General features: G+C 54.6%; 10 protein-coding genes and 2 pseudogenes. 6 read left to right on the forward strand and 6 right to left on the reverse strand.

The features are described 5' to 3' along the window. Positions 1–8 precede the first annotated feature (8 nt). The 3 genes from Pla100_RS27295 to Pla100_RS27305 all read left to right on the forward strand — a co-directional run bounded on the left by Pla100_RS27295 (position 9) and on the right by Pla100_RS27305 (position 5,101). Positions 9–1,919, forward strand: coding sequence for a sulfatase (locus Pla100_RS27295; protein WP_231603696.1), 1,911 nt, complete (start codon positions 9–11; stop codon positions 1,917–1,919). 64 nt (positions 1,920–1,983) lie between these two features. Beyond that, positions 1,984–4,341, forward strand: coding sequence for a sulfatase-like hydrolase/transferase (locus Pla100_RS27300; protein WP_146582039.1), 2,358 nt, complete (start codon positions 1,984–1,986; stop codon positions 4,339–4,341). Between the two features lie 118 nt (positions 4,342–4,459). After that, positions 4,460–5,101, forward strand: a complete 642-nt coding sequence (locus tag Pla100_RS27305; protein WP_146582041.1) for a sulfatase-like hydrolase/transferase — start codon at positions 4,460–4,462, stop codon at positions 5,099–5,101. Here the strand turns inward: Pla100_RS27305 and Pla100_RS27310 are convergent. Beyond that, on the reverse strand, positions 5,098–6,312 hold the full coding sequence (locus tag Pla100_RS27310) for an IS3 family transposase (protein ID WP_146582043.1): 1,215 nt from the start codon (positions 6,310–6,312) through the stop codon (positions 5,098–5,100). The two genes, Pla100_RS27305 and Pla100_RS27310, sit on opposite strands and share 4 nt — an antisense overlap. Positions 6,313–6,447: 135 nt before the next feature. Here Pla100_RS27310 and Pla100_RS31985 point away from each other — a divergent pair, with 135 nt between their 5' ends. Both Pla100_RS31985 and Pla100_RS31990 read left to right on the forward strand, forming a co-directional pair. After that, positions 6,448–6,975 (forward strand): sulfatase-like hydrolase/transferase, encoded by a 528-nt coding sequence (locus Pla100_RS31985; RefSeq protein WP_231603697.1) that lies wholly within the window; start codon positions 6,448–6,450, stop codon positions 6,973–6,975. A gap of 12 nt (positions 6,976–6,987) precedes the next feature. After that, positions 6,988–7,311, forward strand: a pseudogene (locus Pla100_RS31990) (sulfatase family protein); the annotation flags it as partial. On the opposite strand, the gene Pla100_RS27320 reads toward Pla100_RS31990, so the two are convergent. The 3 genes from Pla100_RS27320 to Pla100_RS27330 form a co-directional block, all read right to left on the reverse strand. Then, the gene (locus tag Pla100_RS27320; RefSeq protein WP_146582050.1) at positions 7,281–8,753 is read right to left on the reverse strand and encodes a hypothetical protein; all 1,473 of its coding nucleotides are present in this window, start codon (positions 8,751–8,753) and stop codon (positions 7,281–7,283) included. The pseudogene Pla100_RS31990 and the gene Pla100_RS27320 sit on opposite strands and share 31 nt — an antisense overlap. Beyond that, positions 8,750–8,989, reverse strand: coding sequence for a hypothetical protein (locus tag Pla100_RS27325; protein WP_146582051.1), 240 nt, complete (start codon positions 8,987–8,989; stop codon positions 8,750–8,752). The genes Pla100_RS27320 and Pla100_RS27325 overlap by 4 nt, the downstream gene beginning before the upstream one ends. A 1,551-nt stretch (positions 8,990–10,540) precedes the next feature. Continuing rightward, positions 10,541–11,389, reverse strand: coding sequence for a calcium-binding protein (locus tag Pla100_RS27330; RefSeq protein WP_146582052.1), 849 nt, complete (start codon positions 11,387–11,389; stop codon positions 10,541–10,543). Positions 11,390–11,691: 302 nt separating this feature from the next. Between Pla100_RS27330 and Pla100_RS32530 the strand changes: the two are divergent. After that, positions 11,692–11,886, forward strand: a pseudogene (locus Pla100_RS32530) (hypothetical protein); the annotation flags it as partial. Positions 11,887–12,039: 153 nt separating this feature from the next. Here Pla100_RS32530 and istA read toward each other — a convergent pair. After that, a complete protein-coding gene (istA, locus tag Pla100_RS27345) occupies positions 12,040–13,020 on the reverse strand; it encodes an IS21 family transposase (RefSeq protein WP_146582054.1) in 981 nt (326 codons plus the stop codon). Between the two features lie 152 nt (positions 13,021–13,172). Continuing rightward, positions 13,173–13,628 (reverse strand): hypothetical protein, encoded by a 456-nt coding sequence (locus Pla100_RS27350; RefSeq protein WP_231603699.1) that lies wholly within the window; start codon positions 13,626–13,628, stop codon positions 13,173–13,175. Positions 13,629–13,841: the final 213 nt, after the last annotated feature.

The raw sequence follows: 13,841 nt of genomic DNA on the forward strand, positions 1-13,841 counted from the left end.
CTGAAGAAATGCAAGTTCAATTAACTCAAACGCAGTGGATCGTGATGCACAGGTTCATGTTTACCCTCGTTGCTGCTTGGATCGCGGCAGCCAGTTCTGCGTCCTCGGTGCGCGCCGATGATCGTCCCAAACAACCCAACGTGGTCCTGATCTATACCGATGATCTCGGTTGGCAGGACATCAAATGTTACGACATCGACGAGCCGTGCCCTTACGACACACCGAATCTAGACGCCTTTGCCAAGAAGGGCGTGATGTTCTGGCAGGCGTACTCGCCAGCGCCAACGTGTTCTCCATCAAGGTGCGCGGTCATCAGCGGTGTGCATCCGGCACGTGCCCAAAAGACGCACGTGGTCGGTGGGCATCCTCCCCATCCGCACAGCATCAACAGTTCGATGATGGACCCCTGGTACAGCGGACGGATGCCTGAAGACACGTTCACGCTGGCCAAAGCCATGAAGGCGAATGGCTACACGACAGGGCACGTGGGCAAGTGGCACATCGCGATCAACCACAACGCTTTCCCACAGCCGATGGACGTTGGGTTCGACTTCACTCGATCGGATCGCGGGGCTCATCAAAACGTCAAGGATCGATTGAGCGGTTTTGCCACGTCGGCCGAAGACGATGCCTATCGCCTGGACGAAAATGGATATCCATTCCACCAAAACAATGCGGATGCGTTGCAGTTTCTGAATCAGTTCAAAGATAAACCATTCTTTCTGTATTACTGCACATGGCTGGTTCATTCGCCAATCATTACGCGAAACGAAGCCTTGCTAAATAAGTATGCCGAACGCATGGGAGTGGATCCTGCGAAAACTCCCTCCAAAGAGGTTCCGGGGCAGCGCAATCCGTTCTACGGGGCCATGGTGGAATCGCTGGATTACTATGTGGGCCAGGTTTTCCATTATCTCGATTCGACGGAAGACCCACGCTGGCCGGGGCGCCAGCTAAGCGAGAACACCTACGTGATCTTCACTTCCGACAACGGCGGCATGGAAGGGGGCCCGACCGAACGCTACACCGACAACAATCCCCTGGATCGCGGCAAGATTTCAGCCAAAGAAGGTGGCACGCGCGTGCCGCTTTTCATTGCTGGGCCGGGGATTCCAGCGGGCGTGGAATCCGATGTCATGGTCAATGGGCTCGATTTCTATCCCACGATTTTGTCTCTCGTGGGCGCCGAACGTCCAACCGACAAAATTCTCGACGGCTGTGACATGACGCCTTTGCTGAAAAGCGATCCCACCAATCCCGCTTTGATCAAGCATGCCGATGGATCCGTACGCGACACGATGGCTTGGCACTTTCCGCACGGTGTTGCCTTGGAAAGCACGATCCGGGTTGGCGATTTCAAACTGATCCGCAACTACGACCATGTCGGCAAGCCCGGCACGCCGAACCTGGAATTGTTTCAGCTCTACAAGACGGTGGACGGTACTCAGCAGCGCGTCGATATCGAAGAGGCCAACAACCTCGCGGCCGCCATGCCGAAGAAAACACAGGCAATGAATCAAAAGCTGACGGAAATGCTGTCGGAGATGAACGCGAGCTACCCGGCGTACAATCCGAACACCAAATCAGAATTGCCCGGCAAACAACAGGTCCCCACGATCACGGAAGTCGAAGAACGAAATGGGATCGTCCGTGTTGAAATTCAAGACAACGGCGCAAGCGTACAGCAAGTTCACTTGATCTACACCCTCAACGGCAACGATCGCTACGAGGAGTGGTTTCAAATTTCCATGCAATCAGCAGGTGCCGACAAATTCGCGATCTCGCTGCCCGAGGGAACCACGCATTACTTCATCAACCTAATTGACGAAAACCAATTTTTGGTGAGCTACCCAAGTTTGAAGAAACTGAAGGGGGGGCAGAAGTCCTACACACCGCATGCGTTAACGGTGACACCATAGTTCGATCTTCTTCTGCGACTTCCAGAGCAAGACATTGATCACTCGTCCCCACGTGATTCCTAAAATGATTTGCACGACCGCTTTGCTCGTAGTGCTACTGACGCTGACGGTGGCTCTCCCGTCCGTCTGTGTCGCTGATCAATACGACGTTTACCTGTTGGCGGGGCAATCCAACATGGATGGGCGAGGGTTTGTCAGTGAGTTGTCTGAAGCTCAAGCCAAGCCGGTTGAGGATGTGATTGTTTTCTACCGCAATGAGAAAAGCTCAAGCAAGAGTTGGCAGACTCTGGTTCCCGGCTTCAGCGTGCCGCCAAAATACAAAGGGGAATTTCCATCGCCAACGTTCGGTCCCGAGATGGCATTCGCTCGCACGATGTTGCAAGCCAACCCAGACCAAAAGTTAGCCTTGATCAAGGGTTCGCAAGGCGGGACGAGTTTGCGGGCGGACTGGAAGCCAGGTCGTCATGGGGACACCGAAAGCCAGGGACCCCAGTACCGTGATTTCATCAGGACGATTCAGACGGCAACCGAGCAACTACGCAAGCGCGGTGATTCATTTACCATCCGTGGTTTGTTATGGCATCAAGGCGAATCTGACCGGACGTCCAGCATCCCGGTCTACGGTCGTCGACTGAAGAATTTGATCACGCGACTTCGCGAAGATGTAGGGGTACCGGATCTGCCAGTCGTTGTCGGCGAAGTCTTTGACAACGGTCAGCGTGACAGCGTTCGCGTTGCAATCCAGGTTGTCGCCGCCGAAAGCGCAACGGTTGGGCTGGTTTCCTCCGCTGGAACAACCACCTCGGATCCGGGCACACACTTCGATACGAAGAGCCAACTGTTGTTGGGCCAACGCTACGCCAATGTGATGATGAAGTTGCCAGCGCCGAAGCCGGCAAAGGCACCCGCGACGAGCGGGCAAAGAACAGAAGACCGCCCCAATGTACTGTTCATCTCCATCGATGATCTTAATGATTGGCAGGGGTCTCTGGGGGGCCATCGGCAGGTCCAGACTCCCCATCTGGACCGACTGTTCCAACAGGGGCTGCTGTTTACAAACGCTCATTGCTCGCAAGCCGTTTGTACTGCTTCGCGAAATTCTCTTTTGAGCGGAATCCATCCAGCTTCCTCTGGCTGGTATTCCTCGACCAAAGCGATGCGACGGACGTATGACGAGGTCATGGGAAACCACGTCATGCTCCCGCAATATTTTCGTGACAACGGCTACCGAACGCTCACAGCCGGAAAGATTTTTCACCAAGGTGCATCGGACTACCCCGAGCACACCGATCGTTTCTGGGACCAGATTGCTCCTTCCTACGAGGTTCCCGGGCACTTACGCGAGCGTGGCGACGGTTACGGAGGAACAAAGTTCTATCCCTTTCCCAAGAATGGTCCGCAGATCAGCCGACACTTTGGCAAGGAGTACGAAGATGGAAACTCACTTGCGTGGGGAGCACTCGATCGTGAGGACATGCCTGGGGGAAAGATGTATGACGAACTGATTGCCGATTGGGCCGTCGACCGACTTGGCGAGCAGCATGAAAAACCATTCTTCCTAGCCGTCGGTTTCGTCCGTCCCCACGCACCGTTCACGGCGCCGAAAGAGTTCTTTGCAATGTACGATCTGGACGAGATCGACGTGCCGAACGTCCCAGAGAACGACATGTCAGACATTCCGCTGATGGGGAAATCAATCGCCTTTGGTCGATTGAAAGGCGGCGATCATCACGCGGTCGTCAGCCTCAGTGACAACTATTGGCGTGAGTTGGTGTTTGGCTACTTGGCATGCGTCTCTTTCGTTGATGCCCAGGTTGGCAAAGTGATTGATGCCCTGCAGGAAAGCGAATACAGCGACAACACCATCGTCGTTCTTTGGTCCGACCACGGTCAGCATCTTGGCGAAAAACGCCACTGGCGGAAACAGTCTCTTTGGGAAGAATCCACCCGAGTCCCCCTGTATTTCAAAGCACCGGGTGTCACCGCCGCCGGCGAGACTTGTTCTCAGGTGGTCAGCCTGTTGGATGTCTATCCGACGCTGGTTGATCTGTGCAAACTTCCTCCGGCTTCGCGACTCGAAGGCGAGTCGCTTGTGCCGCAATTGAGCAATCCGTCTGTGTTCCGAGTGAAACCGGTTTTGAGCAGCTGGTATTACGGCAATCATGCCGTGCGGAGCAATGACTGGCGATACATCCGGTATCGGGACGGTGGCGAGGAGCTTTACGACCATCGCAGCGATGCCGGCGAGCACAATAATTTGGCGGGCGATCCCAACTACACCGACGTTATCGAAGAACACGCGCGCTGGCTTCCCCAGAGCGATGTCCTTCCGGCTGGCACCACCGAATGGACAGGCGACCAGCTTGACCGCCGGATTCGTGGGTGGAAAGCGAATGACTCTGTGCCAGCTTGGTTAAGATAGCGGCGCAAGTCTATTGGCAGGAAGATATCGGTCCACACTGCATCACTTTTTAAACGGTACAACGCACATGATTACTTTGTCGGCTTGTGGTCAGAGAACGCTGGTAGGAACGTTGACAATGTTTATCTTCCTGTCCCTCTTTGCTTGTCTCATTCTTCTGTCCTCCGGCTTCTGTTCGCCCGTGAGCGCTGCCGGCAACCCGCCCAACGTCATTTTCATGTTGACTGACGATTTGGGGTACTCCGATATCGGTTGCTATGGAGCAACGAAGGTCAAAACGCCTCACATCGACCGGCTTGCCGCCGAAGGAGCCCGGTTCACTGGGTTTTACACGGCAGCGTCGATTTGTTCACCATCACGCGCCGCCTTCTTGACGGGGGCTTATCACCAGCGTGCCGGACTCTACATGGGAATCAATCCGAACAGGAAGGCCCATTGGTTTCTGGGACTGCACCCCGACGAAATCACTATTGCCGAGCAATTTAAGCAACGCGGCTACGCAACCCACATGGTCGGCAAATGGCATCTTGGCACGGAGCCGGAATTCTTGCCGCGCACGCAGGGCTTTGATCACTACTATGGCATGCCTTGTAACTATTCTCATTCCCCTGAGTTTTTCGACAACGATGACAAGGTCTTTGCAGAGACGCCGCTCGACCAATTGACTAAGCTCTACACACAACGCATCACTTCAACCATTCGAGAATCTGCGAAGCGGAATGTGTCAACGACTTTGAGACAGCTTTGTGACTCAACTTAAAGTCGTAGTTCAGTGTGGTCAGGGGCCAGCCCCTGAAACCCCGGGATTTTTTTAGGCATGACTCGGGTGTTCAATGATGATTCTTGCGGTATCGTCGTCGTGTCCGGTGAAACGGAAGATGGCTCTGCGGGGACGCAACCATCCAAGGGATAGCCGGATCGAGGGTGCGTCAATGACGTTTCTTCAGGAGCCTCCGCGCAATGTACCGCGGGGGCTTCATTTTCTTTTTCCGCTTGGCAACGTGGCGCGTTGATCCAAACGGCTCCTGGAATGGGTTCGGGCCTTGGAGTTCCTTTGACGAATCGTTCCGGATTTCGTTGCCATGCTAACTCAAGTGTTTGCTCTCGCGCCGATCGAATTTCATCCGCTTGTCCATAGTGCAACGATGCAGGCGTCAGCATGCCGATTCCACTGTGGTAGTGATCGTTGTTGTACCAGTGAAAAAATCGGCGACAGAATCCCAACGCATCTTCATAGCTGCCGAATCGTTGCGGAAATTCTGGACGATATTTCATGGTTTTGAATTGGCTCTCCGAAAATGGATTGTCATTCGATACGTGAGGACGACTGTGGCTCTTGGTGACTCCCAGTGAACCGAGCAGGTGAGCGACGTTGTGCGATGTCATCGACGGCCCGCGATCGCTGTGAATAATCAGTTGGTCTGCTGGTACGTTTTGTTTCTCGATCGTGGTTTCGATCAATCGTTTCGCCAAGTCCGAGCTTTCTCGATGCGCCAGCATCCAGCCAACAACGGTGCGACTGTAGATGTCCAAAATCACGTAGAGGTAGTAGTACGTCCATTTCTCCGGGCCTTTCAGCTTGGTGATGTCCCAGGACCAGACTTCATTGGGTCCGGTAGCCAGCAATTCTGGCTTCTTGTATTTCGGATGGGTCAGTTGGTTTCGCCGTTCTCGGCTGCTTTGGTTCTCTTCGAGAATGCGGTACATCGTCCTCACACTACAGAGATAACTGCCCTCATCGAGTAACTTCGAATAGACCTGCCGCGGCGACTGATCGGCAAACCGTTCACTATTGAGTTGATCAAGCACCGCTTTACGTTCGTCGACCGAAAGCGCCCGAGCCGGTGTCGGTCGTGGCTTGGCATCAGACGTCACTTCGCGACGACGATAAAAAGTTGCCCGCGACACATTCAAAGCCTTGCACGCGGCGGCGATTCCGATTTCTTCGCCGAGCTTCTTGGCGGCCTTCAGTCGTCCTTCTCTTGTGACCTTGTCTGCATCATCTCCGAGACTTTTTTTTGGACGTCGATGATCAGCTCGGCTTGGCGGAGCTTCTCCTTCAGGCGTTCATTCTCGCGTTCCAGGCGAGCGACTTCTTGGGCTGGGGTGAGTTTGCGTTTTTGGTTTGACTTTTTCGATGATGACAAAGATTCATTCCGAATTTGGCGACGCCATCGTGCGACGACGGACGAGTATCCGCACACGCCCTACGAGGCAGGTAAAGTGTTCCGGGGGAAATCTCAAGATGGAGTACGCGGTGATGTCATCCAGGAGCTTGACTGGAGCGTCGGAGAGATGTTGGCTGCACTCAATCAAGAAGGGATTGCGGACAACACGATCGTCATTTTCAGTTCGGATAACGGGCCGACAAGCAACAGGTACGCCAGACCTTACCGTGGAACCAAATACGTGACGCTCGAGGGAGGTCATCGCGTTCCATTCATCTTCCACTGGCCGGCTCGGATCAAAACCCCAATCGTTCCCAAGGTTAGCATCCATGCGATGGATGTGTTTCCGACCCTATCTAAAGCCATCGGAGCAGAAATGCCGCGTGGCCGTATCTATGATGGTGAGAGTTTGCTGCCACTGCTGGACGGAAGATCGCTCAAGCGAGCAGCCACCCAACCGTTCTAATATTACAACTGTGAGAATCTCCAAGCGATTCGTAGCGGCCCGTGGAAACTCCACCTTCCGCGACATAAAGAGCAGGTACCGTTTTGGGACGAAAACAAAGGCTTTATCAAACTTCAAAAGCCGGTTCTTTACAATCTGATCGCGGACCAAACCGAAAGTACCGACGTCGCCGCCACCAACCCGATGGTGGTGCACGAGATGATGAAGCTAGCCGCACTAGCTCGACAAGATCTCGGCGAGTTCATGCATCGTGGAAAGTCGCAGCGGCCGACCGGCTCGCTTTTTCCTGATGCCCCCGTGATCAGTCACGAGAAAGATTGGGGCACGGTGGGATAAACACTATTGGCCGACGAATACATCGTCAGCAGTGTCGACATCAGCTGTTCATAGCGAGCGTCTTTTGACTTGCTGATCGACTGCAGCAGTCCGTCGATCTCGTCTGTTTGGAATAGCATCGTTGGTGTCAGATGCAAGGCATCCTGCAAGCCCTCGCCAGACGCAAACCTCTCGCCTGTCTGGTCCGCTACGCCGATCTGCTGAAGGATCCGAACGTTGAGTTTTCGCGGCCAATCCTTTCCCGCCGCCGAGTGCGCCAGGCCAAGCAGGTACAGGTTCGTTCGATTGTCGCCTGGATCGCGTACCCGGCGACCGGCCAAAAATGCTTGCAGCGCGAGTGCACCGCAGAATGCCATGACCGGATTGGGATACGGTGCCGTGTCGAGGCAATGATCCATGACCTCGTTGACGAATCCAGGGACTCGCAAAAGCCGCTCGGGAAGCGGTCCGGGATCCTCGATCGACGAGGCTGGTTCGATGGGAGGATCGTCGTCAGTTTCCTCCTCCGTGCTAACTCGAACGTTGAACTGACTTAGGTCGACTTCATCAAGCGCTTGTGATGTGCACTCGTCACGTAGCCAGCCGAAGGGGCGATCGTGCGGTTTAGTTGCGGCTTGGTTGATCTTGTGTTGCAGCTCTTTGTCAGACCATGGCGGCACGCACCGCGGATTGTAATGCTGCGTCAGGATCGTGAGAGCGTCACTGGCGTCGATCCCAAAACCATGAACGAGTGCCGTGGCCGCGGCATAGGTTTGCGAATGGCCTCCGCTTCCTGAGATGGCCGGCGGCATGGCGTCGAGGTATGCGATCGCACGCCGCTCGATTTCGTTAGGGCTGTCGGTGGAACGGTCAGTCGACGGTGAAGTTTTTTGCGACGTCTCCGGCCAGAAGTACTGGCAGATCTGAGTGAGCTCATCCTGTTTCGCCGCGATCTCGGCGCGTGCATCCGACAGACGCCTTCCCGTAATCGTGAAGAATCGAGCGTGATCGTAGACTTCAATCTGCCCCGATTGATCCGGCCCCAGCCCTTTACGCTGACAACCAACGTGAGGCGGTTTGGAGCCTTCGACGATCAACTTCACACCTCGCCCTGACGGCGAAATTTCTGTGTAGGTGGCGAGATAGTCAACGATCTCTTTGCCCCAAGTGAAGTTTCCTGACTCGTCCAAGCAACGATCCAGATCAATGCCGGTGAAGCAATCGTCCGGAGTGAAAATGAAGCCGATCCCCGCCAAAACTGGATCATCCTGGAATTGCTTCATCGCCGCCTTAAACGACGACCAATCGCACGGGTCGATCGAACTCGCTTGATACCCGGTCTTCGGCGAGATGGGCACCTTCGTGAACTGAGTCTCCGTCTTCGATAGTTTCCAACAGACCCACTGATCGAGTTCAGTCAGTCGTTGTGGGATGTGCTGTGTTGGGAATTCACGAGCGTTCATCGAGTGACCTCCTTGCGAGTCGATAATTGTGAATGTGTGGCGGACCGTTCTTCGTCAATCCGTTTCAATTCGCTGGCGATGTGATCGAAGTTGGCTTCGGAGAAGACGCGGGCGTGGCCGGCCCAGCCGGTCGCTTCGATGTGTCTTGATCGAATGATGTATTCGATGCGGTGGACCTTGGTGTCCAACCGCCGAGCAATCTCGCCGACGGTTAACAGCAACGGGGGCTGTGACATAGCTTTCCTTGGGGCATGCGGAAAAACTTCGCAGGGGTTGCCGGTTGATGGGCAGGCGGCGAAGCCAAGAAAGAGAGGGACCAAAATCTGCGGAGTCACCCGATGCGGGGACGAACGGCAGATTCAAAAGAAGCTCGCCGCGACGAATCGCGGGCGGGCGAGGAGCTCGTTGGCTCGGTCGGTCGCTGGTTAGTTGGCTGAGTGGCTCGGTGGTCGAGCGATTGGGATTATGGGAATTGAAGGAGGCTTGTCAAACAAAATTTCCGCTTGGATATGGCAGTGCCGTTGTTTGGATCACAATGGCAGTTTGGCACAGCAAAACGTTGGAAAAACGGTCGTTACAAAAAGCTCGAACGATCCGAGCGAGAATGTTGCCCCGTCACGGTTTCGACACGGGTTGGACGACTGCTTGTTCGTTTGTGCTGCCGCCAGCGGTCGAAAAACAGCGGCAAACACGGGTCTAATCGTGCTGCTTCGTTTCAGTATTTGGAATTCTCTGGTGTTACGAAAATTGGCGTTGGAAAAATCAGAACTTTGCAAAATAAAATGCGACCTTGAATCATGAAGAAACGGTCGCCCTCTACTCTTTACCTATGCCGTTCTCCGTGACGACTGCGCGCCGTTCTGCAAAAACCATCCGAAAACGTTCGGCGAACAACGCTGCCCTATCCCTAGACCTTCCGGTTTTTTCGCCCGATGGGCGAAACGCTCGCGAAAATTTCCGCAAATAGTTTGCGATCGCAAACCTTCTCTTAGTTACTTATGCAAACCGGCACGCCCGAATGTTGGATTCCGTGGGATTCTTCACAATTTTTTAAATCGCCATGTGACCATCGGTTTCAAAGATCAGTCCTTGCACCGCTCGCGTGTTCGTCGTCGACGATCGGGCTCCCTTTATTGACCTACCGGAACGAACGCCCGAATCACGAAATCGTGATCAGAATTTCGCGAAATTGTTTCGAGCCGAAGAATCGCGTCCTTCCTCGACTACCAATGCCGTTTGGCGTCGTGATTGATCGGAAAGCGAAATATTTCAGCAATAAAGGCAGCCCGATCGCAGCGTCAAGCAAACGCGCCGCGATCGAGAAAAACGACGGCTCTCCCCCTACTTAGCGATGCGATCCAGCTCTTGCAATGCACAAATGCATTTTTACGAAAATAGTTGAGGGTCGGATTTTCCGCGGTTTGGAAGAGACTTCACCGTCGTTCGATGCCTTGGATGGAAGAGCCATCGGTCATCACGCCCTCCAGAGACACTTACCGGGTCCACAATTTCGCCGCTTGCAACGCCCGCTCCGGAGTCGACGCTCACCATCGGTTCGCTTGACTCAACGGTTATGGTCAGATAGTTCGTTGTTGACGCCTCGCCGAAGGTTTTCGTTATAGCGAACCGAAACATCTGTCCGGCTGTGGCCGACGTGTCGATCAACAACCGCAGCTGAACAAACGGTGTGACGACCTGAGCGTATGCCTTCAAAGGATCGGCGTAGGGACCTGCTGGTGTGCCAATTTCTCTGAGACGGTTTTGAGTTCATATTTGATCAATAATGCTTATCCAGCAATCAGCTTGATAATAACGGTTGGCAATGTATTTGTTGTTGCAGTCTGAAAAATTGCCGCGTTGAAGGTGCTTTCCCAGCGATCAAGTGGCACTTGTGCTTCCCCGTTTTCAGCGACAATCGAAACACTTCGCATAGGCAGAGCCCAATCGAGCGAACCGGTACGAGCTGGCGCTTCACCAATGGTTACCACCGTTTGGCCATTGCTCGCTTCGACCTTTGAATCCTCAGTCGTCGATTGTGCTGCGGGAAACTCCGTCACCGGTGCTGAGCCAGCTTCACTATTGGGTGACGCTGCGTCATCCGCCTCGTCCGAAGACGTGGGAGCAGCCGGATCATTCACAGGGCTGCCGTTGCCCGTCGCCGAATGCGTCTTGGAGGCGGGTGCCTGATTTCCGGAGATTACGTCACTTTCTTCGCCCTCAAACAATCGATCCACACCGTCTCTGCCCAAAAGCAGGTCGACTCCACCGCGCCCGTAAAGACGATCGTTGCCAGTACCGCCGAACAAATCGTCGTTGCCGCTGCTACCGACCAGTCGATCGTTGCCGCGACGACCAACGGCGATGCTGTCAATTCCTGTTTCGCTAACGAAAATGTCGTCTCCCTCGCTGCCATTGAACAGGATGTCGACCACTTCCGATCGATCGAAAGATACATCGGCCATTGAGCCAAATCGTTTGCTCGCGACAGTCACCTTGTCGCCGTTGGCCGTCACCTGGACGTTTTGACCCTGCACGAGAGCGTCGATTCGCAGCGTTCCATCCACCAGTCGCACTTCGCAGGGAATGACCTGGGCACGAACTTCCGGCTCGCTGGAGTCGAGAATCCCCGGTCGCATCGAATGTGCGGCGACCTTTGAGCGATTCGAGCAGCATTTTGCGGCCTTAGCCGGGTCGGTTACGTTTGGCTGTTCTGTTCATGGTTAGCTGGACAGCGCCACTTTGATGTTCATGGAGTTGGTTTCACGGGGATTTTGGCTCGACGTTTTTGATTGTCTCAGGGTCGATTCCGAGGGCATGGTATTGAGCGATGCGTTTCTTGCGATGGCTACGACTCGCCTCAGCGTTGCGACGTTGATGGTAGTTGATTCGGTCGCACTCCGCTTCGTACTGCTCGTCTCGAAGTCGCTTGGGAAGACTGATGCAACGAATCACCACATCGGCTGCTCGACGCACCTGTTCGAGCGTCAAACGCTCTGCGTCGGTACCCGGCACCGCGGCTGAGATCGACACGATCGAGTCACTCATTCGTACGCATCAGGGAGCGACTCAGGCGACGATCTTGCGCGGCGGCATGGCCAGCGAAGCGGCATTTTCTCAAAACGCTCCCGGCAATCGCTACCTGCACATCGCCACCCACGGATTCTTTGCACCCGAAACGGTACAAAATGCAATGACCGCGTCCACCGAGTCGCCCGATCGCATGCTGGACGATTCCGAATCACGTGCACCGAGACTCGTCGGCCAGCACCCTGATCTATTATCCGGATTAGTCTTTGATCGTCGAGCTTTTGCTCACACGGATGTCTTGGAGCTGGTCATCGGTATCGAGTCGAACATCGGGAAGTCGTCCAAGCTCCAATCGTTCTTCGGCGAACCGCTGCTGGCGAGTCGCGTTGGCGCGGTCGATGATCTCTTGAACGAAGGCCATGTACTGCTCACGACTAGCGAAGTCGCGACTTCCACGAAGCAGCAGGGCTTGGTCGATTCGGTCCTTGATGTGTCCGTTTTGTGATTCGACATCCCCGTTCTCGTTGGCGCACCTGGCATTGGTCCTTTGGGCGACACAACCGTAGTGCTCCATCAGTGCCGCATAGCGAATCGTCAGTGTCGTTCGATCAGAGTGATTTCGAACAGCCGCGTTGAGCGAATCGCTCCGGTGCTGCGCGGGCACGCCGCCGAACTGCCAGAAGGCGTTCTGAATTCCCTCGCTAAGTGCTTCGAAAGATTCGGAGAAACACAACGAGACCGATTCGACGTTGCTGTAGGTCAGCACGCAATGAAAGAGCGTGTGTTTAAAAGTGGTTCCTGCGATCTTCACACCGAGTTCGTTGCAAACGATGAAGTCACTCGCGGCGAAGCGTCCGGGGTGATGGTCCTGCGGGAAGAAAACCGGCTTATCGGGTCCGTGGATCGCTCGCCAGTTAGCGACTCGCCGCTCGAAGGTGCGGCGGGTCGAGTCCTCGAACTGGCCGGGATACTGCCGCTGAAGGTCAGCAAATAGAGTGACCGCTTTGAGCCTTGGTTCGGCTTGGAGCAAGTGCTCGACGTCGTTCCAAACGTCAGCGAAGGGATCAGCGCGAGTTCGATATTCACGTGCTGGAGATTTCCGCTGCGAGGGCAGAGCCTGACCATCGCGATAGGACCGTGCGGTTTTATTATCCATCGAAGCCATCCTGGCAGAAGCGGCGAGAGACTTGCCTGCGGCCAGCCATCGCCTGAGTTCAGGAACTTGTCCATCCGTGACCATCGCAATCTCCTTCGAAAGCAGGAGCTTGCGACTATGCGAATATCTTCCCAAACAGGGGAATTCTAATTGTCGCTGATTGGTAAAACGTCACCGCGTGAAACTGCAGAGCGGTCGCTCAACCGGGGAATTCTAATTGTCGCGGGGAGGGAAAACTAATTGTCGCTAGACAGCAAGTGACGAACGAAAATATGCTCTGGTAATGTGGCGTACTCGCTTTCGCTCATCCATTTTGTCGTTGCGGTTTTTTGATAGACAACAAGCTGATCGCGATGCCCTTGTTTGAGCCCACGGCGAAAGTCAACTTGGCGAAGGTGATGCACGCGGGCGACCAAATCGATGCCTCGCATTTCTCCAGCAGCCAGTAACCAGAAGCTGGCGTAGTGACGATCCGCCAGCAGGATACGGCCTCGTAAAATGCTGTATAAAATGGATCGGAGTGGTGAAGTTTCGCCCGTCTGCTTCCCTTTATACGGACCGATAGCCATTCGATTTAGTGCGCCCGTGGCCAGCGAAAACACACCGACCATCCTGGCGATTGGATAGCCGCAACCCGGTTTCTGACTAGCCATCTGAGGATATGCTTCTTGGTTCTCGTCAGTGTCCGCCATCGTCACCGTCCAACCGTCGACCATCTCGACGACCCGCTCGTGAAACAACCACGTCTCGTTGCTGACCTCTTCACATCTGGAGGATGTCCAAGCCAGCAGACGTTCGAAGAGTGCGTTAGCCCACGACTGGCGGACACCTGAGATTTTTCGCAAAATCCGCTCAGGAGACCCCAATGTCAGAAAAACAAAAACGGCGGACGTTTACGGCTGAGT

It is taken from the genome of Neorhodopirellula pilleata (genome assembly GCF_007859915.1).
GTDB lineage: Bacteria > Planctomycetota > Planctomycetia > Pirellulales > Pirellulaceae > Rhodopirellula > Rhodopirellula pilleata.

What these genes read in the sequence shown, in the direction of transcription:
- Pla100_RS27305 (WP_146582041.1), top strand. Translation starts at nt 4,460, where the DNA reads ATGTTTATCTTCCTGTCCCTCTTTGCTTGTCTCATTCTTCTGTCCTCC.
- istA (WP_146582054.1), bottom strand. Translation starts at nt 13,020, where the DNA reads ATGGTCACGGATGGACAAGTTCCTGAACTCAGGCGATGGCTGGCCGCA.
- Pla100_RS27325 (WP_146582051.1), bottom strand. Translation starts at nt 8,989, where the DNA reads ATGTCACAGCCCCCGTTGCTGTTAACCGTCGGCGAGATTGCTCGGCGG.
- Pla100_RS27330 (WP_146582052.1), bottom strand. Translation starts at nt 11,389, where the DNA reads ATGCGACCGGGGATTCTCGACTCCAGCGAGCCGGAAGTTCGTGCCCAG.
- Pla100_RS27295 (WP_231603696.1), top strand. Translation starts at nt 9, where the DNA reads ATGCAAGTTCAATTAACTCAAACGCAGTGGATCGTGATGCACAGGTTC.
- Pla100_RS27300 (WP_146582039.1), top strand. Translation starts at nt 1,984, where the DNA reads ATGATTTGCACGACCGCTTTGCTCGTAGTGCTACTGACGCTGACGGTG.
- Pla100_RS27320 (WP_146582050.1), bottom strand. Translation starts at nt 8,753, where the DNA reads ATGAACGCTCGTGAATTCCCAACACAGCACATCCCACAACGACTGACT.
- Pla100_RS27350 (WP_231603699.1), bottom strand. Translation starts at nt 13,628, where the DNA reads ATGGCGGACACTGACGAGAACCAAGAAGCATATCCTCAGATGGCTAGT.